23 protein-coding genes are annotated in these 25,234 nt (G+C 52.8%); 12 read left to right on the forward strand and 11 right to left on the reverse strand.

What is annotated here, in order from left to right; all coding sequences use genetic code 11:
• Positions 1–185 precede the first annotated feature (185 nt).
• Together JL719_RS00385 and JL719_RS00390 are read left to right on the forward strand one after the other, a co-directional pair.
• A complete protein-coding gene (locus JL719_RS00385) occupies positions 186–2,549 on the forward strand; it encodes a penicillin acylase family protein (RefSeq protein ID WP_225892957.1) in 2,364 nt (787 codons plus the stop codon).
• Between the two features lie 310 nt (positions 2,550–2,859).
• Positions 2,860–3,387, forward strand: a complete 528-nt coding sequence (locus JL719_RS00390) for a hypothetical protein (protein WP_129871316.1) — start codon at positions 2,860–2,862, stop codon at positions 3,385–3,387.
• Between the two features lie 186 nt (positions 3,388–3,573).
• Here JL719_RS00390 and JL719_RS00395 read toward each other — a convergent pair whose 3' ends face one another.
• Genes JL719_RS00395 through JL719_RS00410 form a run of 4 tightly spaced genes read right to left on the reverse strand, consistent with a single transcriptional unit; the run spans position 3,574 to position 6,939 of the window.
• A complete protein-coding gene (locus tag JL719_RS00395) occupies positions 3,574–4,638 on the reverse strand; it encodes a phosphotransferase enzyme family protein (RefSeq protein ID WP_033157561.1) in 1,065 nt (354 codons plus the stop codon).
• The gene (gene rdgB, locus JL719_RS00400) at positions 4,635–5,222 is read right to left on the reverse strand and encodes an RdgB/HAM1 family non-canonical purine NTP pyrophosphatase (protein ID WP_033157560.1); all 588 of its coding nucleotides are present in this window, start codon (positions 5,220–5,222) and stop codon (positions 4,635–4,637) included. The genes JL719_RS00395 and rdgB overlap by 4 nt, the downstream gene beginning before the upstream one ends.
• Before the next feature lie 4 nt (positions 5,223–5,226).
• On the reverse strand, positions 5,227–5,976 hold the full coding sequence (gene rph / locus JL719_RS00405; RefSeq protein WP_033157559.1) for a ribonuclease PH: 750 nt from the start codon (positions 5,974–5,976) through the stop codon (positions 5,227–5,229).
• Positions 5,977–6,033: 57 nt separating this feature from the next.
• Entirely contained in the window at positions 6,034–6,939 is a 906-nt protein-coding gene (locus JL719_RS00410) for a serine/threonine protein kinase (protein ID WP_033157558.1), read from the reverse strand.
• A gap of 54 nt (positions 6,940–6,993) precedes the next feature.
• On the opposite strand from JL719_RS00410, the gene JL719_RS00415 reads away from it, so the two are divergent.
• Positions 6,994–7,845: a YicC/YloC family endoribonuclease gene (locus JL719_RS00415; protein ID WP_230410256.1), complete on the forward strand. Its 852-nt coding sequence runs from the start codon at positions 6,994–6,996 to the stop codon at positions 7,843–7,845.
• A 350-nt stretch (positions 7,846–8,195) separates the two neighbouring features.
• Here the strand turns inward: JL719_RS00415 and JL719_RS00420 are convergent, their stop codons facing one another.
• From JL719_RS00420 to JL719_RS00430, 3 genes are all read right to left on the reverse strand, one after another.
• The gene (locus JL719_RS00420; RefSeq protein WP_033157556.1) at positions 8,196–8,612 is read right to left on the reverse strand and encodes a hypothetical protein; all 417 of its coding nucleotides are present in this window, start codon (positions 8,610–8,612) and stop codon (positions 8,196–8,198) included.
• Between the two features lie 252 nt (positions 8,613–8,864).
• Positions 8,865–10,124 (reverse strand): NAD(P)/FAD-dependent oxidoreductase, encoded by a 1,260-nt coding sequence (locus JL719_RS00425; protein WP_033157555.1) that lies wholly within the window; start codon positions 10,122–10,124, stop codon positions 8,865–8,867.
• A gap of 46 nt (positions 10,125–10,170) precedes the next feature.
• Positions 10,171–10,851 carry an SDR family NAD(P)-dependent oxidoreductase gene (locus tag JL719_RS00430; protein ID WP_033157554.1) on the reverse strand — a complete coding sequence of 227 codons (681 nt, stop codon included), beginning with the start codon at positions 10,849–10,851 and terminating at the stop codon, positions 10,171–10,173.
• Between the two features lie 213 nt (positions 10,852–11,064).
• Here JL719_RS00430 and JL719_RS00435 point away from each other — a divergent pair, with 213 nt between their 5' ends.
• Both JL719_RS00435 and JL719_RS00440 read left to right on the forward strand, forming a co-directional pair.
• Complete coding sequence (locus tag JL719_RS00435; protein WP_033157553.1) at positions 11,065–11,691, forward strand: DUF998 domain-containing protein; 627 nt, start codon at positions 11,065–11,067, stop codon at positions 11,689–11,691.
• Between the two features lie 166 nt (positions 11,692–11,857).
• Positions 11,858–12,244 carry an MAPEG family protein gene (locus JL719_RS00440; protein ID WP_033157552.1) on the forward strand — a complete coding sequence of 129 codons (387 nt, stop codon included), beginning with the start codon at positions 11,858–11,860 and terminating at the stop codon, positions 12,242–12,244.
• Positions 12,245–12,283: 39 nt separating this feature from the next.
• Here the strand turns inward: JL719_RS00440 and JL719_RS00445 are convergent, their stop codons facing one another.
• Positions 12,284–12,715: a DUF2721 domain-containing protein gene (locus JL719_RS00445; RefSeq protein WP_051670125.1), complete on the reverse strand. Its 432-nt coding sequence runs from the start codon at positions 12,713–12,715 to the stop codon at positions 12,284–12,286.
• A 222-nt stretch (positions 12,716–12,937) separates the two neighbouring features.
• On the opposite strand from JL719_RS00445, the gene JL719_RS00450 reads away from it, so the two are divergent.
• Positions 12,938–14,011 carry a TIGR03790 family protein gene (locus JL719_RS00450; protein ID WP_033157551.1) on the forward strand — a complete coding sequence of 358 codons (1,074 nt, stop codon included), beginning with the start codon at positions 12,938–12,940 and terminating at the stop codon, positions 14,009–14,011.
• Positions 14,012–14,053: 42 nt separating this feature from the next.
• Here the strand turns inward: JL719_RS00450 and JL719_RS00455 are convergent, their stop codons facing one another.
• On the reverse strand, positions 14,054–15,451 hold the full coding sequence (locus JL719_RS00455; protein ID WP_051670123.1) for a sensor domain-containing diguanylate cyclase: 1,398 nt from the start codon (positions 15,449–15,451) through the stop codon (positions 14,054–14,056).
• Between the two features lie 44 nt (positions 15,452–15,495).
• Complete coding sequence (locus JL719_RS00460; protein ID WP_033157550.1) at positions 15,496–16,098, reverse strand: nitroreductase family protein; 603 nt, start codon at positions 16,096–16,098, stop codon at positions 15,496–15,498.
• Between the two features lie 327 nt (positions 16,099–16,425).
• Between JL719_RS00460 and ileS the strand changes: the two genes are divergently transcribed.
• The 6 genes from ileS to JL719_RS00490 all read left to right on the forward strand — a co-directional run bounded on the left by ileS (position 16,426) and on the right by JL719_RS00490 (position 24,126).
• Complete coding sequence (gene ileS / locus JL719_RS00465) at positions 16,426–19,257, forward strand: isoleucine--tRNA ligase (protein ID WP_033157549.1); 2,832 nt, start codon at positions 16,426–16,428, stop codon at positions 19,255–19,257.
• Positions 19,250–19,729, forward strand: a complete 480-nt coding sequence (gene lspA, locus JL719_RS00470; RefSeq protein WP_033157548.1) for a signal peptidase II — start codon at positions 19,250–19,252, stop codon at positions 19,727–19,729. The genes ileS and lspA overlap by 8 nt, the downstream gene beginning before the upstream one ends.
• Positions 19,730–20,223: 494 nt before the next feature.
• Complete coding sequence (locus JL719_RS00475) at positions 20,224–21,099, forward strand: restriction endonuclease (RefSeq protein WP_033157547.1); 876 nt, start codon at positions 20,224–20,226, stop codon at positions 21,097–21,099.
• Between the two features lie 1,024 nt (positions 21,100–22,123).
• A complete protein-coding gene (locus JL719_RS00480) occupies positions 22,124–22,285 on the forward strand; it encodes a hypothetical protein (RefSeq protein ID WP_165385901.1) in 162 nt (53 codons plus the stop codon).
• Positions 22,286–22,452: 167 nt separating this feature from the next.
• Positions 22,453–22,674, forward strand: a complete 222-nt coding sequence (locus JL719_RS00485) for a hypothetical protein (protein WP_033157545.1) — start codon at positions 22,453–22,455, stop codon at positions 22,672–22,674.
• Between the two features lie 357 nt (positions 22,675–23,031).
• On the forward strand, positions 23,032–24,126 hold the full coding sequence (locus JL719_RS00490; protein WP_033157544.1) for an L-dopachrome tautomerase-related protein: 1,095 nt from the start codon (positions 23,032–23,034) through the stop codon (positions 24,124–24,126).
• Here JL719_RS00490 and JL719_RS00495 read toward each other — a convergent pair.
• Positions 24,123–25,058 (reverse strand): LysR family transcriptional regulator, encoded by a 936-nt coding sequence (locus JL719_RS00495; protein WP_033157543.1) that lies wholly within the window; start codon positions 25,056–25,058, stop codon positions 24,123–24,125. The genes JL719_RS00490 and JL719_RS00495 overlap by 4 nt on opposite strands.
• Positions 25,059–25,234 lie beyond the last annotated feature (176 nt).

Genomic DNA, 25,234 nt, shown 5'->3' on the forward strand with positions numbered 1-25,234 from the left:
CGTGCCGAAACCGATTTTTTGACGCATGAATTTCGAATATTTTTGCTAGCGGAGTCTAATTACTAAACTCCGCTTTGCTAAAAATCCGCTCAATCACCTTTTGAAATCTTAGCCCTATAATAGCCGGGGCAGTTGGCGACTTTCTCCGCGCCAATTTTTCCAATCTCCCCGAGGCTATATCAACCATGTCCAAAATGCGCGTTGCCTCCCTGTCGATTGCCGGTGTTATTGTCGGTGGAATTGCTTTGGTAACAGGGCTGTTGCTGGCATCGCTACCCGCCGAAAATGGCGAAGTAGTTTTGCCCGGCCTGTCCAGTCAAGCCCGCGTCAAAAGCGATGCGTTCGGCGTGCCGGAAATCGAAGCAACCCAGCGGGAAGACGCTTATCGCGTGCTAGGCTACTTGCACGCCCGCGACCGATTGTTTCAGATGGAATTGATGCGCCGCAAAAGCGCCGGACGCCTGGCCGAATTGTTTGGTGCCAAGGCGCTGGACGCGGACCGTAAACAGCGGATTTATCAAATGGATCGCGCCGCGCAACGCATCGTTGCCGATTTGCCCCCGGCTCAGCGTTTGACGCTGCAAGCTTATGTCGACGGCGTGAATCAATTCATCGGCACTGCCCGTGTTCTACCGCCGGAATTTCTGGCGCTGCGCCACCGTCCCGAGCCTTGGCGCCCTGAAGACAGCATCCTCGTCGAGTTGGCGATGTTTCAAACCCTGAACGGCCAGGAACAGGACGAGCGCATGGTCAGCGTCATGGCTCGCGCGCTGCCTCAGGAGTTGGTGACTTTCTTGACGCCGGATACCGATCCCTACGCCAAGGAATTGGTCGGCGGCAACCTACCGCGCCGCTTTAATCCGTCAATTCCGCTTGAGGCACTGGCCAGCCTACCCGGCACCGATTCAACGCTGGCGCTTAACCAAGCAGTGGATGCCGAAAATGTGGTGTCCGGGTCCAACAACTGGGTGGTTGCCGGCAGCAAAACCCGCGATGGCCGGGCGATGATCGCCAGCGATATGCACTTGGCGCTAAATGTGCCCAACATCTGGTACCGCGCCGATCTGAGTTATGGCAATCGCCATATTTACGGCGTGACCTTACCTGGTGCTCCTGCCGTAATCCTTGGTGGCAACGATGATGTGGCCTGGGGCTTTACCAATGTCACCGGCGACTTTCTGGATTTGATCCGCCTGGAAACTGATCCCGCCCATCCCGGCCAATATCGCACACCGCAGGGCTGGCAAGCGTTTACCGAACACCAGGAAACCATTCGCGTCAAAGGCGAGCCCGACGTGACGCTGACCTTGCGCGACAGCGAATGGGGGCCGGTATCGGATCAAGATTTACTGGGTCAACCCGTGGCGATCAAATGGACTGCGCTTGAGCCGCACTTTGTGGACCTGGGCCTGATGGATATGGACCAAGCCGGCAATACCCAGCAAGCCGTGGCGGTGATGAATCGCTTCGGCGGTCCGCCGCAGAACGTAGTGATTGCTGATCGTGACGGCCATATCGCCTGGACTTACATGGGCCGCTTTCCCAAACGCCGCGGATTCGACGGCCTGATCAGCCAGTCGTGGGCCGACGGCAACTTTGCTTGGGACGGCTCTATCCCTCCCGATGAATTGCCGCGCCTGTTCGATCCGGCGGACGGTTTTATCGTCACAGCCAACAATCGTACTCTGGGGCGGGATTACCCCTATGTGATCGGCCATAACTGGTCCTTGAGCTATCGGGCGCACCGCATTGAAGAGTTGCTGAAAAATCGCAGCGGCTTGACCGAGCCGGATTTGCTGGCAATCCAATTGGATACCCGCAGCGAAATTCTGGCGTTTTACCAGCAATTGGCGCTGGACGCTCTGAGCAATCCGAGCGCGGCGGACGACAGCTTGCAAAAAGCCCGCAACGCCATCGCCGCCTGGGACGGCTACATGCAAACCGGCAGCATAGGCGCGCCAATCTTGAGTGAATTCCGCACCCAACTGGCCGGCGCAGTATTTGAGAAAGTAGTCGCGGCAGGTCAAACCCTGGACCCGCAATTCCGTTATGCCTGGCGGGAAATGGAAATGCCGCTGCGGCAATTATTGACGCAACGGCCCAAAGGCGTGCTGAACCCGCGTTATCAAGACGATTGGCAGGCCATGATCGTGGCGACCTTGCGGCAAACCGTGCAAGCATTGCGCGAGAAATATCCTGCTGTCGAGCCCGATCAATTGACCTGGGGCATGACCCACCCGGTTAATTTACGCCACCCGTTCAGCAAAGTAGCGTCTGTTTTGAGCGGCGTGCTGGACATGCCGGCCTTCGACAGCGACGGCTGCGCCAGCGTTTGCGTCAAGGTCATGGATAACGCCCATGGCGCCAGCGAACGGCTGGTCTTGTCGCCGTCGCACCCGGAAAACGCCCTGTTCCACATGCCGGGCGGCCAGTCCGGCCACCCGTTATCGGCGCACTACCGCGACCAGCAGAATTTTTGGCGGGATGGGGTGGCTTTGCCGATGCGGGCGGCGGCGGTTGGGGATGTGTTGCGGTTTGTGCCGAGGTGACGGTAGCCACGCATCGCGTTTCATCGAAAGTTTGAATATGAAATGACAGAAAAGGGCCAATAACCTTGTCGGTGCGATTCGCTTGCGTAATCGCACATTTTGAGGCCAGCATATCCTCCGCTATCGGAGCAGGCTCAATTTGATTCAATCACTTTAACTTCACTGGTCATACCTAGCTCTTACCAGAGACATGCAGATGAAAAAATTCGATGCTAGTCGATAAGTTAATATGTCACAGGTCGTTTCAAGGTCGATGGGCAGTTTATCTAGCTCATTGTTGGTCGAACAGAAAGACGAGGATTGCAGAGGAATGAGATCGCACCGCTACTACCACTGGCTTGTTGTCGCGGCACTCGCGTTGCTACTGGCGATCTTGTTACTGGACCGAGTTGTTTCCGCATCGATCTGCATGCAACTTCTTGGTTGGGACCTACAGGCGAAGCAGATACAAACTCGTGCCCTTTGGTCTTGGGTTATCGCGGTGGGCATTATTATCCCCAAGCGCCGGAACGATTCTCGGTGGGCAGTCTGCCGGCTACTGGGCAAAATACCAGTGTTTTTTCGCCTCACTATCGTGTGGTTGATTGTGCTTGTTCCATTCTACAATTCGGAGCGCCGCTTCTGGGAGACAGCGGCCTACGTCAAATTACACGACGAGAGCAGAATAGTAAGGCCAGGAGAGCTCGATGTGGATTTCGTCATTATCACACCCTCGCGATTTCCAGGGCGCATCTACTACGACGCCCGAGCGACTGGTAATCGAGAGGCCCTTATACTCGCGCTTAAGAAGAAGGGCTTGGAGACCATCCAACAAGTGGATGCGCCGGATGGTCCCTGAGCCATGTAGGCCATGATAAGCAAGAGGGTTTTCGGCAAACTTTAAATCCCCATAAATGCCTATCGGCTTGTTCTAGATTTTGGCTAAATTGGAAATCAGCCAGGATACGCGGTGCGTACCCTACAACTACAAATGTTCTGATGGGACAATCGGCGTTCGGTATTTCCGAAATTCAAAAAAGCCAGACTATCCGTGTTTACACCCGGCAATCAATCGCTCCAACAAGTCCTTCTGCCGCTCGATACTCCCGCACAATTCAAATAGCGCCTGCGCCCGTTCCAAGTTTTGCCGGGGCGCGCTAACTTTGAAATATTGGTTGCCGTCCAGGTAATCGCTGAAAAAGCGCAGGCCCAGTTCGAACGGAATCAGCCAGATGGCCGGGTAAAGATAGTCGTAATCCTTAGCGGTGAAAAACTCGCCGGCTTCTTGCAGGTAGCTTTCCAAAATGGTCCGGCAGCGGGCCAAGTCGAATTCATTGTTGCTGAGGTTGTGGCAGCAGGAGCGCAGGCAGTCGCCGATGTCGTAATGCACCAGGCCGGGTTTGACGGTGTCCAGATCGACCAGGCTGACGATGCGGTCGCTGCCGGGTTCGAATAGAAAATTGTTCAGTTTCGGGTCGCCGTGGATCACCCGTTCGCGCAGTTCGCCGCGCTGCTTGGCCTGTTCCAGGACGTGGATTTGTTGCTGCATCCGGTCGATAAAATCCCGGCACTCGCTAAATTCCGCATCGACGGTGACTTGCAACGGCTGCGTCAGCCGTTGGCGATAAATTTCAAAATAGCTTGGCGTGATATGAAAGCCCGGCAGGGTGTCGTGCAGTTCAGCGGCGGGCAGGTTGGCGCATAGCTTGTGGAAGTGCGCCAAGGCAAAACCGACTTGGCTGGCTTCCGCCGGATTGCTGATGTACTCGCGGCTCTCGGCGGGCTCGATCAATTCCAACGCTCGCCAGACTTGGCCACTGTCGTCCCGATAACTCGCTGCTCCAGCCACGGTGGAAAGCATGGCCGGGATTTGCAGATGCACATCGGCGGCACGCTGAGAGCCGATATGCCGATTCAGCCGTTGCAGATTGGCGATGACCTGCTCCGGCTGCGGAAATACTCGGCCGTTCAGGCCTTGCAACACAAAGCGACTGCCGTTGTTTGGGGTGACGAGATAGGTGTCATTGATCAGGCCGTTACCGAGTGGGCTGATCTGCGGGTTGCTGCCGAGGCCGGTGAATTGTTCGGCTATCTGCTGAAGCCGACTCACAGTCCGGCAAGTTGTTGACTAAGCGCCTGCAAAGCTTGGCCGCGATGGCTGAGGGCGTTTTTTAATTCCGGGGCCAGTTGTGCCGACGAGCATTGGTATTGTTCGACCCAGAACACCGGATCGTAGCCAAAGCCGTTTTCACCCACCGCCTGCCGCAGAATCCGGCCTTCCCAAACACCTTGGGCGATAATGGGCGTCGGGTCCAACGCATGGCGCAGATAAACCATCACACAAATAAAGCGCGCGCTCCGTTCTGGGTCCGGCACGTCGCGCATTTCTTCCAGTAACTTGTCCAGATTAGCTTGGTCAGAAGCGCCGACCCCGGCATAGCGCGCCGAAATCACCCCCGGCGCGCCGCCCAGCGCATCGACGGCCAGACCAGAATCGTCAGCTATGGCCGGCAAGTTGCAGTGCAATGCAGCGTTGCGGGCCTTGATGATGGCATTTTCGATGAAGGTCGCGCCGGTTTCTTCCGGCTCGACCACGTTGAATTGCGATTGCGGCAGGATTTGGTCGTTTTGCAGGATGGCCTGAATTTCCCGAATCTTGCCGGCATTACCGCTGGCTAAAACGATCGAACTCATTTTTTTACAGCACGACTCGCAGCGGCGCGGGCTTTTTGGCTTCGCGCAATGCGGCTTGCTGTTTTTCCAGCAGCTGATTGATACCCAACTCTGCCAACTCCAGCATCGCGTTTAATTCGTCTTTTCTAAAAGCATGACCTTCGGCGGTACCTTGTACTTCGATGAAGTGGCCGGCTTCGTTCATCACCACGTTCATATCGGTTTCGGCTTGATGGTCTTCGGCGTAATCCAGATCCAACACCGGCACGCCGTTGTAAATGCCTACCGATACCGAGGCCACTTGGCCGTGCAGCGGGTTTTTCTTGATTTTGTGGGTTTTTAACAGGTGCTCAATCGCAATCGATAGTGCAACAAAGCCGCCGGTGATGGATGCGGTGCGGGTGCCGCCGTCGGCTTGAATGACATCGCAATCAATGGTGATGGTGTTTTCGCCGAGAGCTTTCAAGTCGATGGCGGCGCGTAAGGAGCGGCCGATCAGGCGTTGAATTTCCAGGGTGCGGCCGCCTTGTTTGCCGCGGCCGGCTTCGCGGTCCATTCGGCTGTGGGTGGAGCGCGGCAGCATGCCGTATTCAGCGGTAACCCAACCTTCGCCTTTACCTTTTAGAAAACGCGGGACGCTATTGTCGACGCTGGCGGTACACAGAACCCGAGTATCTCCGAACTCTACTAACACCGAGCCTTCGGCGTGTTTGGTGTAATTACAGGTAAAGCGTATTTCGCGTAATTGATCGGGATTGCGTCCGCTTGGTCTCATATTCATCTCGTTGGTATACAAATTGCCGGCATTATACTGGCTTTACCGGGCGGATTTTTAACTATTGCCGGGACTGAGAGCCTGCTGTAACTCCGCCACGCTTTGCGGCCGATTCTCCGGAAAAACCGCCATGGCCCAATCGATGGCTTTTAGTAAGTACTCCGGAAAGTGCCGTTTATGCGCCTTCACGGCCGGCGCCAAATCGTCCTGTTTGATGCGATCCGGCGAGGGCTGCGGGATTTTATAATCCAGGCAGGCGCGCATGCTGGCGCACACCGCATAAATGTCCGACCAGGGTCCGAGATTGCCATTGTTATCGTATTGCTCGATAGGCGAATAACCGTTGGTCAGCACCTTGGCGCGGTTGCGTTGCGGGTCCAGCGTGATTTTACGGATGGCGCCAAAATCCAGCAGCAAAGGGTCGTTTTCACTGCGAATCAGAATATTCGCGGGTTTGATGTCCAGATGCACCAGACCTTTTTGATGCACCGCTTCCACGCCGGTCAGCAACAGCTTGAATACCGTCAGCAGGAAGGCTTCGTTAATCGGTAGGCTGCGTTTGTGCAGGATTTTGTCCAGGGTGATGCCATAGTCGTAAGTCATCACCATATACACGGTGTCGTTGGCCTGAAAGAAATTAATCACATCGACGATATTATGGTGCTTCAGCATCGCCAGCACTTTGGCTTCTTCAAAGAATAGCGAGCGGCCGCGCATGAACAGCGTCTTGGCCTCTTCATTATTGGGTACGACTAGATTGTTCCAGGTGCGGTGTGCCAGCTTACGCGGTAGATATTCCTTAATCGCCACCTGAATTTGATCGGCCAGCTGTCTGGCCAGATACACCGAGCTGAAGCCGCCGTGCGCCAATTCCCGCTCGATCATGTACTGATCTATAATGGTTCCCGATTGAAGGTAATTCCATTCCTTGGGATAAGTTTCTGGATCGTAGTATTCGGCCATGTGCAAGCTGCGCGGGTTAAGCGTAACGATTATAGGTGAAAAATGATAAGAAGCATGACCGCTTTCGCGGACGGCGAAATAAGCGCCGACAATCTGACCATCCTTTGCGAATTACGTTCGGTCAACCATCGTTACAGCGATGTTAGCGTCAAGTTGCCGGAGCGACTGCGCTTTGTCGAAGCCGACGCCCGCCGCCTGATCAGTGACAAACTCAAGCGCGGCAAAATCGAATGCGCCTTGAGCTACAAAAAACAAGCCAGCGACAACAGCTTCAATATCAATCGGGAAATAGTCGAAAAACTGTTGTCCGCTACTGCCGGTATCGAAGCGTTGATGAACAACCCGCAGCCGTTTTCCGCATTAGAGGTGTTGGCGTTTCCGGGGGTGCAACAAGAAACCGAAACCGACAAGGAAGCATTACGCGATAAAATCGTCCGGTTGCTGGACTCAACCCTGGACAAAATGCTGGAAACCCGCGCCCGTGAAGGTGCACAACTGGCGCAACTTCTGGAAGACCGCTGTCAGAAGATTAATTTGCTGGTCGATGCGGCCCACAAACGCATGCCGGATGTGCTGCACAATCTGCGTAGCAAGCTTACCAGCCGGGTGTTGGAGATGGTCGCCGAACCCAATTTTGATCGCTTGGAGCAGGAGTTGGTGTTGCTGGCGCAAAAGCTGGACGTAGCTGAAGAACTGGATCGCCTGGAAACCCATGTCGCCGAAGTGCTGCGCACCCTGAAACAACCGGAACCCACTGGCCGCCGCCTGGATTTTTTAATGCAGGAAATGAACCGCGAAGCCAACACCCTGGGCTCCAAGTCCGCTGACCGGGAAATGACGCAGATTTCTATCGATTTAAAAGTGCTTATCGAACAGATGCGTGAGCAGATACAAAATATTGAATGAAGTCTCAACCAATACAGGCGCTTAGACTTTTATCTTACTTCCCGTACCGCATATATTTTGTGATCCCTCTAACAGGTTGTTGAAAAAAGAAAATCGGTGGAAAAAATTCCTCAAAATTCTCCAATTTGCTGTTAAAAGTCATTTGGTCGCAACGAACAATCAATGACTTACAAATTTCAATTTTGCCAGAAATGCGTTTTTAGGGACAAAAGTGGAGAGGATTTTTAAATTTCAACAGCCTGCTAATTTAAAGTTCAAACTGAGCTTGTCGGCGTTAGCGGCTCACTATTATCCGACAAGCTCAAGACCCATAATAAATCTAAACAACTTAGATAGCGTAAATTAAAGCACTACTTATCAGCGCGCTGACAAAACAATATTGCGTCTCGCCAATCCAAACCTTTTCCTGTGGCATTCTGGAAGCACTCTACTGTGTTTTTGGCATTATTGGTGCCGGCGCAGAGATTAATAATATTTTGCCAATCCCAACTGATACCCTTGCCCCAGTTCACTCGGCCGTCCAGTACGCTTAGAAAGCATGCGCCGGGCTCTGCGGGTTTAGTCGTTCCGGCACAGAGTTGCTTGACGTTTTTGGGCTCCCAATTCATATTTTTCTCGTCATTCCAGGGGATTTTGCCTTGCACCGAGTTAAAGCATTCTGATTCATGGTCGGAGGCTTGAACTGTCACAGGATTAAAAAGCAATGCAATTGAGCCGATGGCAATTGAGGTGCGGATAAAACGGTAAATACTACTTGATGTTTTCATGAGTAAATCCCCCACTATTTAATATTGATGTTTAATATAATTTAATCACTAAAAACTATATTTTTGGCTCGCTAATAAATTACTCGACTTTTAGAGTATTTAGTTACCAGCTTACGCTAACTCACTATTCCATAAAAAATAGGTTTGTCGAATATTTACAAATCAACTGCAAATTTACAAAAACTCAATAAAAATAATGGGCAAAATAAATCCCGTCTATGGATTAACTCCTCGATTAATAATAACTAGAATTTACAAGCTGTTTTTCTTCAGTGCATTGGACTGCCAAAACTGGGATATATCGTTATTCGAAAACCTGTCTATGGAAAACTCTGCAATATCAATAGACTTTGCAGTCACATTGCCTTCAATAATTAAGTCGGCAATGATCTCTCCGAAAATTGGCGCATATTTCAAAGCCTGGCCAGCGCCCAAACAGTGGTAAAGATTAGTCAACTGGGTGTCCGGACCTAAGATAAATTTCAAATCGGGGGTAATATCGAAAAACGAATGATAGCCGCCGGCATAAACCGGCTTGCCGATTTTGGGGAAACGATTAGTCACCTTACCCATATAACTATCGAGCTGTTGATGGGTAACATTAAAACTCAGCGCGTCATAAATAACGTTGGCGCCCTCCGGATTCATCACCGCTCTGCTAAACGAGCGGGCAATATCCTTGGCGTTGCGGCTACGAGGTTGGTGCATGTGCAAAATGCTGCCGCGCCAGCGCCGAAAATAGGCTTGATTGACATAATCGGCAATGATGGGCATGCCTTCGGGAATGTCATCGGCGCTCACTAAAAAATTGGCGGCATACACCGGTTCCAAAGCCACCGGGATGCTTAGGCCGATACCACCGAATAATTCCGCGCTCCAAGCCCCGGCGGCATTGATCACGTGTTCGGCAAAAATTTTGCCCTGGCTCGTATTAATGGCGCTGATACCTTGCTCGGCATGTGCAAAGTCTATGACTTCGCAATGCTCCAGCACATCGATGCGGTTCTTTTTAGCCGCCGTTTGCATGGCATTTAATATCTGCGGCGAGTCCAACTGCAAAACGTCGGGTTCGTAATAGTAAATTTCGTCCGGCACGGTTTTTAGGGCTTGGCGGCTCAGATCCATCACGTCGCGATGAGCAAGCATCGCAAAGCCTATGCCTTCCTGTTGCAGCATTTGCTCCAGCGCCGTCCAACTCTCGGCGCGGCTGTCGGGGGTATTTTCTGCAATCCAGATTGCGCCCGGTTGCTCGTAGGGGATGTTAACGCCCCAAAGGGGTTTGAGATTTTTCCAATATTGGGTGGCCATTTTGGCCATCCTGGCGGCCATCGGCGACGCATTGGCGGAGCGGACGATGGCGCTATGCCGGGAGCTAAGACCGGCACCCAAAACTTTTTTCTCGATAATGGCGACTTTATGTCTGTTATTGCCCAGCCGGCGTTGTACCGAAAAAGCGCATGCCGCGCCGAGGCAGCCACCACCAATCACCACGGTATGATTGAGCTTATTCATCAAGTCTCCACGCAGCCTGGCGCTGCAAAGCAGTTTTCAGCGGCTATCAAGTCTTGATAGCAGACATTCCCCCATCGACATGCATGACTTGCCCGGTAATCCAGGCAGCATTTTCAGACAGTAAAAACCAGGCCATCTGGGCAATATCCTCTGCTTTGCCTAGACGTTTCAAAGGGTGCCGCGCTGCCGCAGCCTGTTTTTTGCTGTCTTCGCGCAAGAGACTTTCCGCTAATGGCGTGTCTGTCAATGACGGCGCGATGGCGTTTACCCGGATTTTTGGCGCCCATTCCGCCGCCAAGGCGCGGGTCAAACCCTCTATCGCACCCTTGGATGCCGAGACCGTGGCATGGAAAGGAAACCCGGTTTGCACGGCCACCGTGCTGAACAGCACGACCGAAGCACCCTCTGCCGCTTGTAGATTGCGCTGATAGTGCTGCAGGCAGCGCACGACACCGATCAAATTAAGTTGAAAATCCGCAATAAACTCCTCGGGCTTGATCCTGACGAAAGGCTTTAAATTGATACTACCGGGGCAATACACCAAGCCTTGCAAGGGTTCATCAATGGCCGGCAATGCGTCGCTTGCTACATCGCAACTAAAATGTTTGAACACGTTGGGCACCGCAGCAGAACGGCTTAACGAGTAGACTTTGCAGTGCGGCTGAGCCAAACCGGCAAGTGCCGCCCCAATCCCGCTACTGGCTCCTACAATCAAAACATTACCCATGTTGTCCTCTGTCAGCCGATCAATCCAAACAAAATCTGTCGTTTGCGGTGGGGGTGCTAATGATTTCTTCTTGTATGCGCCGTAACAGACTGAGTTTTGCACCACTAGCCCCCCGTGGTCTGAAGGCTACCTTGCGGATGCAGTTAGTCAATGCACTACGCACGGCTAAGCTGGACGGGATAAACTAGTGTTTTTACGTGACGAGATTTGCGGATGAATCCAGGCCGATTTGGCATCTTTAGCGGCATCGCGGCACCGGTAATCTGGCTGTCGCTGATTGGTTTGGCCGGCGCCATGCGCCCGGAGTTCAACCACAGCTATCAGTACATCAGCGAATTGGGCGAACGCGGCAGTATTACGGAAATACCGATGCGCTATATCGGCTTCGGATTCGCCGGATTATTGTATGTGTGCTTTGCATTAGCCGTCCCGGCCACTTTGCGCGAAGGTTGGCGTTCGGCGCTGCTCGCCACGCTGATTGGTCTGGACGGCATTGGGCGTATTGGGGCCGGTGTATTCGCCAGCGACCCCGGCTGCGATGGCTTGTCTTCCAGCCAGGAATTACATAGGCTGTTTGCGATGACCGGGTTTTCCGCGGCTATTCTGGCAACACTTGTTTGCGGTGTGGTGTTCCGCCGCCATGCGTGGCTGGGAATGCTTAGCGTTTACTCGATAGGCAGCGGCTTGCTGGCGACGAGTTTGCTGCTGCTGATGACTTGGGAGGCCAATCCTATCCAAACCCCCGGCCTGTTCGAACACTGGGCAACCGGCGTGCTTTCCATCTGGACGCTGGTGCTTGCGGCGCGTTTACAGCAAACGTCGGCTGTGACGGATGAATAATGTTCTTGCTACAAACTTTAGTTATTGCCCGACCCTTGATAACGCACTCCGGCACAGGCAAGTGTCGAGTGCAGTGGCGTATGAAATTTAAGGGTCTGCTTGATGGCAGGAACTTTCCAGGATTTCAATCACCGAAATTTCAACAGCAAAACTGCGGGAGAATAATGTGATCAGTGCCGTATATGCCGCTTTGGCGGCCTTGCTAATAGCCGGGTTGTCACAGAGAGTTATCAAATTGCGCCGGGCAAAAAAAGTGATTTTCGGCGATGGCGGCGAAACCGATTTGCAAATCGCCATCCGCGCCCAAGGCAACGCTACGGAATACATACCGATATTGTTGATTTTATTGGCGCTACTGGAATTAAGCGGCGGACATGCCGCGCTGCTGCATATCGGCGGTTTTGCGATCATCCTGGGTCGAATAGTCCACGCCCGGGGCTTGCTGCGTGCGAATCTGGATCAACGAGTGCTTGGCATGCAAATCACTATTTTCACCCTGATAGGCCTAGCCGTCGCTAATTTGGGCTACGCCGCTTATGCCGCATTCGGTTAGCTGATGCTTGGGCAATAATCTGCAGAATGGCTGGATAGCTTAAGGCCGTTTGAGCAGGGCTAAAATGCCCGTTGCCAAGATGATTTCTCTAAGAAAACACAAAAGACCGACTATCAGCGCCAGCATTGATGCCACAAACAAAAGAGAGACCGCATCCGAGAGATCGATGGCCAATTCCACGCCGACAAACATGACGACGATGGACAGGCAAACCAGCAAGGCGCAACTGGTGCACAGGATGATGGACCATTGGTTCCAACGTGCCCGCCGCGTCAAGATTTGCAATTCCGGATGATGTTGCTCGGCTTGCGCGCCATCAAGCTCACTGAGCAAACGAAACCGGTCCACGGTGCGTCCCAGGCGGTTGGTCAATACCGCCAAAATACCGGCAACGCCGGACAGCAGAAAAACCGGAGCGACCGCTTGTTGAATCACATGAGCAACTGTCGGTATGTTGGCTATGGCATCCATAATAACTATCCGCAAAATTAAAAATAACGCATTTATCCACCCAAGCTTTAAATGCCCCGGATTCCTGATTCCCGCGACATTCAAAGGCCGGGTTTAATCGGACAAGTTAAACTCGCACCTTGCCCACTGTCGAAAAATTTTACAATCAGTGTTGCATTTAATGTGTGTCCGGTTAAAGTGACCGATCCGATAAATTCGACCGCCAACCTCACGGAGTAACGTGTGTTTCCCGTTAAGTCATGCAAATTTGCCCTGCTCGGGCTTATCCTCAGCCAGCTGCTTTGCTCGCCCACATTGGCCGCCCCGGTCTCGCCGATGTACCGGCCATCCTCGGCGCTGACCGGTCAATATCTGGCCGTCATCGTCAACGACGCCGATCCCTTGAGCGTACAAATTGCCGAGTATTACCAAAAGCAGCGGCAAATTCCGGCGGAACAGATGATACATGTGCGTTTTGCACCGAATCAGGCCGTGTTGTCCAAACAACAATTTGAGCAAGTGAAGCAGGGAGTCGATCAAAAAACGCCGGCACATGTGCAGGCCTACGCGCTGACCTGGCTGCAACCGTTTCGCGTCGATTGCATGTCCATCACCACAGCCTTCGCAGCCGGCTTTAGTGAATCATTTTGTGCTAAAGGCTGCGTACAAACCCATAACAGCCCTTATTTCACCTCCGAAACCGATAAGCCGTTTAAAACCCACGGCTGGCGGCCCACCATGGCCGTGGCCGGCAAGACCTTCGCGGAAGCGAAAAAACTGATCGATACCGGTGTCGCCTCGGATTATTCGCATCCGCAAGGCTCGGCATATTTGTTGAAAACTTCGGACAAGGCCCGCAGCTCTCGAGCCGCGCTGTTTCCGAAAGTGGCCGAATCGCTGACCAGCTTTTGGCCTGTGCATTATCTGGAGCAAGACTACATTGAGGGACGCCAGGATGTGATGTTTTATTTCACCGGACTGACCAAAGTGCCGCATCTGGCGGATAACCGCTATTTACCGGGCGCTGTTGCCGACCATCTCACGTCCACGGGCGGCGTGATGTCGGGCAGCGACCAGATGAACATCACCGAATGGCTGCGTGCCGGCGCTACCGCCAGTTATGGCGCGGTGGTGGAACCGTGTAATTTTCCGGCCAAGTTTCCCAATCCGGGCGTATTGATGTATTTCTACTTGCGCGGCAGCACTGTGATTGAAGCTTACTGGAAAAGCGTCGCCCAACCCGGCCAGGGGATTTTTGTCGGCGAACCGCTGGCTAAACCGTTTGCTTATCAACCACACCAAGCGCCGGCGCCTTAGTAGGCATCCATAAAAACCCTTTCCCCCCAAGAAGGTGGGATTTTAGTAGTCACCCAGATCCGCTTCTTCATCCGCGACGACAAGCCGATTGCGGCCGGCTTCTTTGGCGACGTAAAGCGCTTGGTCGGCACGAGTTAACAGATCGAGCCGGGTGCCGCCATGCACCGGATAAATCGCCACACCTATCGATACCGTCACCTGCGGCAACTGATGATTACCAAACTTCAGCGATAAGCTTTCGATAGCCACGCGCAAAGCGTCCAGACGTTGCAGGATTTTGTCCGGCTGGATTTCCGTGGTGACCACCACGAATTCTTCGCCGCCGAAACGGCAAACCATATCGCTGCCTTCCCGAAAACTGTTCATCAATTGCGCGGTTTTTTTCAAAACTTCGTCACCGGCGTCATGGCCGTAGTTATCGTTAAAAATTTTAAAATGATCGATGTCTACCATCGCCACGGCCAGCATTTTGCCGCAGCGGCTCATCCGCAATAATTCCCGGTCCAACACTTCTTCCAGAAAACGCCGATTGAACAATCCGGTAAGCGGATCGCGTATGGATAACTCGTGCAATTCCTCGCGCAAGCTCAAGTTCGCCAAGGCCAGCCGGGCGCTATCGGCGGCGGCTTCGGCTATCGACAGCTCGCGCTGAATATCTTCCGGGTGGCCACTGGTAAACCGGTGTTCGATGTAAATCAAACCCAAAGCGCGCGAATGCGCTAGCAACGGAATGCACAGATAAGGGCTGGTTCCCGGTTTTACGTGGCTGCAAACCGGATTGATACTCTGGCCGACGCGAGCCATATGAATGCAGCCGCGCCGCATGCCCCAGCATTCGTCGGGAGTAAACACGGCTTCCAGTTCGCTTTCGCCGCTTCCCCAAGCATCAGCCAGCACCAGTGAATTGCCAGCGGCGTCCAGCATATACAGACCGCCGACGGAATCGGCAAACAAACGTACCAATGCCGCTTTGATAATCGGATAAGCTTCGTCCATTTTTTGGCAGCTCTGCAACAAATCGGTCATTTCGCGGATTAATTGCATATGCAATATCGCGGCTTCCAATTCGGTTTGGGCTTTTTTTAAGGCGGTAACGTCCCGCGCCGCAGCAAAAATCCCGGCGACGTCGCCTTTGTCATCCCGATAAACCGAGGCGTTGTACATCACCTCGGTGATCTGTCCGGAGGTATGGCAGATAGCCAACGGGTAGTCCGTGACTTTGCCTTGCGAAAACGCCAGGCGATAACCGTCGCGGGCTTTTTGCGGATCGGTAAAGTAAGTGGAAAAATCGCTGCCGATCAATTGCTGCCGCGGTACGCCGGTGACTTTTTCGGTAGCGCTGTTCACGTCCATGATCTTACCTTCGGCGCTGATAGTCACCAGCGGATCGAGACTGGCCTCGATCAGGCTGCGCGCATAGGAGGTTTTAATATTTTTCATTCGCGCGACTCAATACAACCGCAGTTCATCATTCTCGGCGGCGCCTATTTAAATGCCTCGCCCCATTGCCCGAGATAAAACCTTTGCTCCAGGGCCGCACGGCTGCGTTCCGCCTGCTCGCCGGCTTGAAACTCTTCGGCTAAGTTATCCGCCTCGGCTTGATAACCTAACGCCAACATCGCCATCGGCGTACAGTCGTCCGGTAAATTCAGCACTTGCCGGGCTTTATCGGCATCGAAACCGCCCATTTGATGGGTAATCAAGCCTAAGGCGTTGGCTTGCAAGCATAAGCTCAGCGTGGCGGCGCCGGTGTCGTAAGCGGCAAAGCGGTTGGTTTTGCCGTTGTGATTGAAGTTCTGCATCGCTACCGTCAAGATAAATACCGGGGCGTTTTTGGCCCACAGCTGGTTTTTTTCGACTATCACCGATAGCGCGGTTTCCCAGGCTGCGAGATTGCTGGATTTGTCGCAAACCACAAAGCGCCAAGGTTGGTCGTTAAAACAAGACGGCGCCCAGCGCGCCGCTTCCAGGCACGCGGTTAAATCCGGGTGGCTGACCATTTTATCCACGGCAAAAGCCCGCGGGCTCCAACGGCTGGCGATCAAGTCGTGAATCTGAACCTGGGTGGTGGCGCGTTTATGTTGCATGGCTGAGCCCCTCGTGTGTGCTTAAGTAATTTTTAGCGCGTGCCGAAGCGGCCTATTACCAACCGCGTGCCACGCATAAACCCGCCGGTAAATTTCGTAAATCGGCAAACCGGATACGCAACGGATGGTAACTCTCCGACGCCGTCCCGTCCATTTTTAGCACGGTTCGCCGCCAAGCGGCCGAGTATGCTTTATAGCGCCTGGCAGATGGTGCTAAAATCGCGCGTTTAATATCATCCTTAGAATCATTCGGCTAATCGGCGCAACCGTTATTTTCAGCGGCCTAAGTCCGCAACCCAGCCGCTGGAATGCAACGCAGACAACATCATGACCATGGATTACAAACTAACCCTTAACCTCCCCAAGACCGAGTTTGCGATGAAAGCCAATCTGGCGCAACGCGAACCGGAGATGCTGAAAAAATGGAACGAAAACCAGCTGTATCAAAAAATTCGCGAGGTTTGCGCCGGTCGGCCTAAATTTGTTTTGCACGACGGCCCTCCTTACGCCAACGGCGCGATTCATATCGGCCACGCGGTTAACAAGGTCTTGAAGGACATCATCGTCAAATCCAAAACCCTCAGCGGTTTCGATGCGCCTTATGTGCCGGGCTGGGATTGCCACGGTTTGCCTATCGAATTGATGGTGGAAAAATCGGTTGGCAAGGCCGGGGTTAAAGTCACGCCCGCCGAGTTTCGCAAGGAATGCCGGGCTTACGCGAAAAAACAGGTCAATATTCAAAAAGAAGAATTCATCCGCTTGGGCGTATTGGGCGATTGGGACAATCCGTACTTGACCATGGATTTTGCCTTTGAAGCCGATATCGTCCGCGCGCTGGGCAAAATCGCCGCCAAAGGCCACCTCAGCAAAGGCGCCAAACCGGTGCATTGGTGTACCGATTGCGGCTCGGCGCTCGCCGAGGCGGAAGTGGAATACGAAGACAAACACTCGCCGGCTATCGACGTGCGCTTCTCGGTGGTGGACGAGCATGCCTTCATGGCCAAGTGCCACCATGCCGGCGACCGCGAAGGCAAAGGTCCGCTGTCGGTGGTGATCTGGACCACCACACCCTGGACGCTGCCAGCCAACCAGGCCGTGGCGCTAAATCCGGATCTGGAATACGCGGTGGTGCAATGCGAAATCGACGGCCAAACCGAACGCTTGGTCATCGCGGAAGCCCTGCTAAAAGACGCGGTTTTGCGTTACGGCATTGGTGAGCATCACATCGTCGGTTACTGCAAAGGCGCAGCACTGGAAAACCAATTGTTGCAACATCCGTTCTACGACCGCCAAGTACCGATCATACTCGGGGACCACGTCACCACCGATGCCGGTACCGGTGCGGTGCATACCGCCCCCGGTCACGGCCAGGAAGACTATGTCGTAGGCATGAAATACGGCTTGCCCGTCGACAATCCGGTCGGCAGCAACGGCGTATTTTTGCCTAGCACCGAACTGTTCGCCGGCCTGCACGTGTTTACCGCCAATGAAAAAGTGCTGGAGGTATTGCGCGAGCGCGGCAAATTGCTGCATCACCACGCCTTGCTGCATAGCTACCCACATTGCTGGCGCCACAAAACCCCGATCATCTTCCGCGCCACCCCGCAATGGTTCGTCTCCATGGAGAAAAACAGCCTGCGCGATACCGCCTTGAACGAAGTGAAAAGGGTAGAGTGGATACCGGATTGGGGCCAAGCCCGTATCGAAGCGATGCTGAATAACCGTCCGGACTGGTGTATCTCTCGCCAGCGTACCTGGGGCGTGCCGATTGCCTTTTTCGTGCATAAAGAAAGCGGCGAATTGCATCCACGGACCGGCGAATTGATCGAACAAGTGGCCAAACGCATCGAACAACAAGGCATAGACGCCTGGTTTGAGCTGGACGCGGCGGAATTGATTGGTGCCGATGCCGAGCATTACCAAAAAATGACCGACACTCTGGATGTCTGGTTTGATTCCGGTGTGACCCATGCCGCCGTGTTGGAGCGCCGCGAGCAACTGCGCTTCCCGGCCGATTTGTATCTGGAAGGTTCCGATCAACATCGCGGCTGGTTCCAATCTTCCTTATTGGCATCGGTAGCGATGAACGATGTCGCGCCTTACAAACAAGTATTGACCCACGGCTTTACTGTCGATGCCGAGGGCAAGAAAATGTCCAAATCCAAAGGCAACGTGGTGCTGCCGCAAACGGTGATGAAATCGCTGGGCGCGGATGTGTTGCGCTTGTGGGTGGCCGGCACCGATTATCGCGGCGAAATGTCGGTGTCCGATGAGATTTTGAAACGCACTTCCGACGGCTACCGCCGCTTGCGTAATACCGCGCGCTTTCTGCTCTCCAACCTGGACGGCTTCGACCCCGCCCAACATCTGGTCGCCAAAGACGATTTGCTGGCGCTGGACCGGTGGGCCGTCGATAAAGCCTGGCAATTGCAGGAAGAGATCAAAGCCGCTTACAGCGCGTATCAGTTCCAAAGCATCTACCAAAAAGTGCTGACCTTCTGCAGCATCGACTTGGGTGGCTTTTACCTGGACATCATCAAAGACCGCCAATACACCGCCAAGGAAGATTGCCTGGCCCGGCGTTCCGCGCAAACCGCGATGTACCATGTCATCGAAGCGCTTACCCGCTGGCTAGCGCCCATCACCAGCTACACCGCCGACGAATTATGGCAATTCATTCCCGGCCAACGCGGCGAATCGGTGTTTCTGGAAACCTGGTACGAAGGCTTATTCCCACTGGACGCCAACGCAGCTATCAGCCGTGACACTTGGGACAAAGTGATGGCAGTGCGCACCGTGGTCTCCAAGGAACTGGAGCAACTACGCGGCAAGGGCGCCATCGGCGCGTCTTTGAATGCGGAAGTGGAATTGTATTGTGATGACGCTTACGGCGCGGAATTGAACAAACTGGCCAGCGAGCTGCATTTTGTCTTTATTACGTCCAACGCCGGCGTCGCCGACATGCAATTCTGCCCGGACGATGCGGTCGCGACCGAACTGGATGGCGTGAAATTGAAAGTCACGGTATCCGAGCATGCCAAATGCGTGCGCTGCTGGCACCAACGCTACGACATCGGCGAGCACCCGGAGCATCCGGAACTGTGCGGCCGCTGTGTGGAAAACGTCGCTGGCCCTGGCGAGACCCGTCGTTATGCTTAAGTGGTTGTGGATTTCCGCAGTCACACTGGTGTTGGACCAAGCCAGTAAGCTGGCGGTGGACGGTTCGATGCAGCTATTTGAGTCGATCCCCTTGCTTCCGTATTTCAATCTGACCTACGTACATAATACCGGCGCGGCCTTCAGCTTCCTGGCCCAGGCCGGCGGCTGGCAGCGCTGGCTATTCGCCGGCCTGGCGGTGGTGATGAGTAGCATCATCGCGGTCTGGCTTTATCGTTTACAAAAACACGAGACTTTGATGGCCGTCGCCCTGGCTTTGGTGTTGGGCGGTGCTATCGGCAATCTGATCGATCGGGTAGCTTATGGTTATGTGATCGATTTTCTGGATGTCTATTACCAGGACTGGCATTGGCCGGCTTTCAATATTGCTGATTCGGCGATTTGTATTGGCGTGGGGTTGATGTTGTTGGAGAGTTTTGGGGTTGAGCGGAAAGATGTGGATGGTTTGGAGTAGGCTTAGCACGGCCATTTGGTTATAGCCAACGTGTTCCCCTCTTTGAAAAAGAGGGGCTAGGGGAGATTTTTCCAATAAGGTGTCGCTAGCGCGACGGCTGGTTTTTAATGTCGGGTCTCGGCCCGACAGCCGAGATACTTTCTTTTGCTTGGCCAAAAGAAAGTATCCAAAGAAAACGCCACCCGGACGCCGCTTAATCCCTGCGCTCCTCGCTTTTGAACGGGGTCGCCGAAAGGGGCTTCCTGCCCTTCGGCAACGCGATGCATCCTTGCATCGCCCCTGCGGGCTGATCCCTTCAAAAGCTCCGGTGCTCGGCGCGGCATACGGGAAAACCCCGCGCCAAATCCGCGGCTTATTGTTTACGACCCTTTGTAGGGTGCATTAGCGATAGCGTAATGCGCCGAATGATTTAAGACCAACATACGGCGCAATACGGCTACGCCTATTGACGCCCTACCAATTGCGCCTTATCGGGTTGACAGAGGAGAAAAAAATTGGAATTACCGAAGTTCAATGACACATTCCTTCCAATAATTGACATTCTGCGTGATGGTAGGGTCGTTCCAGGACGGGAGTTGTTACGGCTTGTCGAAGAGAAATACTACTCAAAGCTTCCGCCAGAATTGCTGAATCAGACAACAAAGAGTGGTGATCGACTTCTGGAAAACAGAATCGCCTGGGGAAAGTCCTATCTCAAGAAAGGTGGTCTAGTCCACTATCCTCAACGCGGTTATGTCCAGATTACCGAGAAAGGTAAGTCCGCAAAGGTCGAAACGATTTCAATAGATCAACTGGCGTCTGACGTTATCGGCTTCTACAAACCGGAGGGAGCGATTTCTGAAAAGCAAGAAATTGCCAACTCAAGTCCACAGGACCTTATTGATTCTGGCATTGAACAGATTGAAGACAATGTCAAAATTGAGCTTTTACAGAAACTGAAGCTGATTGATCCATTCGCTTTCGAAAGAGTTATTCTTATCTTGCTGAATCGAATGGGCTATGGCGAATTCATTGAAACTTCCAAATCCCGTGATGGCGGAATTGACGGAATCATAAATGAAGATCAACTTGGTTTGGAGAAGATCTACATTCAGGCCAAACGGTATACTGACAACAAGGTCCGTGAACCCGATATTCGAAATTTCATCGGGGCCATGAGTGGTGACACAGCCAAGGGAATTTTTGTCACAACCTCCGATTTTGACGAAAATGCAAAGAAGAAGGCTAAGGCAGCCCATCACACAATCGTTCTAGTTAACGGACTGCGATTGGTTGAGTTGATGTACAAATTCGGGGTAGGGGTTCAAGTGAAAAACTCATATGAGGTCAAAGCGTTAGATAATGATTTCTTTGAAAATGAGGATATCTAACATCTAGTTAAATCTGAAAATTGCGTACCGAAATCACATGTTCTCAGCGTGGGAACGAGATAAAGCGCAAGGTCCGATTAGCGCAGCGTAATCGGACGCATGTTGAATTAAATCTTTAAGAGTATGTGCTGCTTCCAATAAGGCAAACAATGATTGTAAGCTCCCTTCATTCCTCCGAATACGCTTTGCTATTCGGAGCTACCTCAAAATGGCTACAATTTTTATAAGCTCAAACCCTGCAAATCGCGCACGGGTTTTCTCTCGTATGCCGCGCCGAGCACCGGAGCTTTTGAACGGATCAGCCCGTTAGGGGCAATGCAGGGATGCATCGCGTTGCCGAAGGGCCAGGAAGCCCCTTTCGGCAACCCCGTTCAAAAGCGAGGAGCGCAGGACAAATCGGCAGGATAGCCGATTTGCATGAATCGCACCCGAAGGGCGAGGCACAAGGATGTGCCGAGTGATCTAAGCGGCATCCGGGTGGCCTTTTCTTTGGATATTTTCTTTTGGCCACGCACAAATTCGCATGGAGCGAATTTGAACAGCCGATAGGCTGGCCCGGAGGGCGAAAACCAGGGATGGTTTTCGTAGCGAAAGTATCGGCTGTCGGGCCGAGACCCGACATTAAAAACTAGCCGTCGCGCTAGCGACACCTAAAACACCAACTGCATTGACATCATCCCCGAAATCTCAAATCCCGTCCGCGGAACCGTCGCGCAGAAAAATTATTCTTATCCGTTGATAACCTAATAAGAGGGCAGTTTTGAGCTAATTGGGAACGCAAACCCTGCCACGCTAAGGTCAAAAATTCCACGTCAAACAAGCCGCTAACCCGTCCGACCGCTCACACAACTCCGCGAAGTTGAATGACGGTAGCTATTTTGCGCTACAGAGTACAAAAGTTCCGGGCGATTTGTTTCCATAAAAGAAACAAATCATGAATAAAATGCCTGATTGTAAATATTTTTGGTGGGTATATAGTGAAGTCGTACTTACAAAGCGACTAAACATAGTCAAGGTGGACCCCATGAATATTTCAAAAAACATTTATAGAGACGTGATGATTGGCTTGTTTTTTGTCACCGGCGTGCTCAGCTTCGTCTCCGGTCAATTTATCCTATCCACACTTTTATTTGGTTCCGCATCATTGGCCAGTAACTTGAATCAAGCAACACCTGCGCGGGTTTAAGAGTGTAGGCTGGCCGCTATCGGCAACTTGTGGCGCAGACTCAAATGCGGGCATTGCTAATCAAGGCGGAACCTTATGGGTATTTTTTTAACCAAAGCCAAATCGTAGACATATTAAAGATCCTTACAGTCATTCACTGCCAAGCATAAAGCCATAGGAGAAATACCATGAATTTACGTTACGCAAATATGAAAAGTGCGCTCGAATTTTTATATGCGCCTCCCGTCACCCTGGCGATTATCGAATCATGGAGCGATGACGAGTTTGATGATGTGTTGGACTGGATTGAACAAATGACTCGTCGCAATTGGCATCGAATACTTCAGCGACCAGAAGTGTTCGTGCAACAAAGGCCGGATGTTTTGAATGTATTGGATGTTGAAATGTAATGGAGAAATTCAAATACGGCGTTTTTCTGGGCGTTATTATTAACTCGCCCCCTAAATACCATTCGCCTTGAGTCTATCGAAGGGGGCGCCAGCCTGGGCTTCGATGGGCTCGGCCCGAACGGCACCCGTGTCACATTGTTCCGCTCTAACCAGGGGTTGAGCTTAGATTCTCCCGCAACTTGGCGCTGCGGCTATCTGGGTATAAAAACCTTCACTTCGCTATCGCTGCGCTTCCAAAATTGAATACGCCAATCATCATCAATGTACTGAATGGTTCGTGATGAATGGATGTCATTTAACAGGGGTCTAACGATCCAGTATGGTGTTGCCTAACCCAACAACTTACTGGAGATGATAATGAACCGTGGAATCCTATTTTGCACCGCCATGGTGTTTGCAGCCTTTGAGGCTTTGGCGGATGGCAACTCTCATTTTGATGTATTCGCCAACCTCGATACCGGCCCCGGCAATGTCACGGCGACTGCCAACGGCCGGATCATCATGAGCCAGCATCAGTTTTATCAACCGCAATACACGGTGGTGGAATACAAAGACCAGGCCTTGCTGCCTTTTCCGAATAAGGAACTGTCCGCAACCGATTCGACTGCACCGATCAAACTCGATTCGGTGCTGGGTATCCGCTCCGATAGCAACGGTATCGTCTGGATGCTGGATAATGGCATGCGGAGCGGGGTGACGCCCAAGCTGGTCGGCTGGAATACCAAAACCAATAAACTCCAGCGCTTGATTTATTTACCCGCGCCGATCGCGCCCAAGGATGCGTTCGTCAACGACTTTGCGTTGGATGCCAACCACAATCATGCCTTCATCAGCGATCCGGCCGGTGGCGCGAATGCCGCCTTGATTGTGGTCAACCTGTCTACCGGTGCGGCGCGGCGGGTGCTGGAAGGCCATAAAAGTGTGGTGCCGGAAAACGTCGATTTGGTCATCGACAATGTGCCGATTCAGGTGAAAACCCCGGCGGGCGAGTTGGTCAAACCGCATATTGGCGTCAATCCGATTACCGAGGATTTGGCCAACGAATGGGTCTATTTCGGGCCGATGCACGGCCTCAGTCTTTACCGGATTAAAGCGGCGGATTTGGTCAACGAGTCGTTAACGCCTGAAGAACTGGCAAAGCAGGTGGAACACTACAGCGACAAACCGATTTCGGACGGCATCAGCATTGATGAAAACAACAATATTTATCTGGGGGACTTGGCGAATAATGCGATTGGCGTGATCGCGCCTAACCGACAATACCGGCAATTGGCGCAGTGTCCAAGGCTGTCATGGGTCGATTCCTTCAGTTTTGGCGCTAACGGCCAACTCTATGCGGTAGTGAATCGCTTGCATCGCTCAGCCACACTGAACGGCGGCGACAACCAATCCAAACCGCCTTACTTTCTGTTGAAGGTCAAAGCCTTGGCCGCGGGCCTGCCAGGACGTTAAAGATTGATTTGAGATGCGCTTATTTTCCGGCCTATGGCGTTGATTTGTTCGCGCAACCAACCGTGGGCCGGGTCTTTTTCCCATAGCGGATGCCAAATCATCGCCAAATCGTAGTCCGGTAAACTCACCGGCACGGGTAATACTTGCAGCGGCACCAGTTTCTGAAAAGCTATGGCCAAGCGATAAGGCAAAGACAAAATCATGTGGGTTTGGGCCACGATCAAGGGTGCCGATAGAAAATGCGGCACGATGAAATTGATACGCCGCTCCAAGCCCAACTCGGTCAATTTCTCGTCTATTACCCCCAATTTATCGCCGGTTCGGGAGATCAGCATGTGCGTCCCCGCCAAATAGTCCTCCAACGACGGTGCGGCTTGGATGGTGGGATGATCCTGCCTGACCACGCAAGCCATGCGATCCATGAATAAATGTTCGCAGTGCAAATGCGCGGGCGGATTCAGTACCGAGGCAAAGCCCAACACCACATCCAGACTGCCGTTTTCCAACTGCGCCAAGGGAAAAGCAGATTCCGTACGTTTGACATGAATGTCCACGCCCGGCGCCGTTTGCTCTATCAATTGCGACAACTCTGGCAAGATCAAAAACTCCATGTAATCGGTCGCGGCGATGGTGAAACGGCGCTGACTGGATGCCGGATCGAAGGCCTGGGGTGCCTCTAGCAATCGTTCCATTTCCTGTAACAGACTGCGTACCGGCTCCACCAAGGCCAGCGCCAGTGCGGTCGGCTGCATGCCGGTGGGCGATTTAACCAAGACTGGATCGTTCAATTGCTGGCGTAAGCGGTGCAAGGTATGGCTCATCGCCGACTGGGTGACGAACATGCATTCCGCCGCGCGGGTGACATTGCGCTCCCGCATCAAAACATCGAAAGCCAGCAATAGGTTTAAGTCGAAAGTGCGTAGGTTAGCCATCCTGAGTTCCTCAAAAAATTCGGCTGCATACTAAACAATATCGCTGCTGGCCGGTATGAACAGTCTTGATGGTAGCGGATGAAATTTCACCATTTCACAGCCAAGCCGTTTCTCCCTACCTTATACCCCGAGCGCGTCGTCCAAGCCTACAAGGTTTAACTCCCCCAAGGGTAGCT

Source organism: Methylomonas sp. LW13, from assembly GCF_016865255.1.
Classification (GTDB): Bacteria; Pseudomonadota; Gammaproteobacteria; order Methylococcales; family Methylomonadaceae; genus Methylomonas.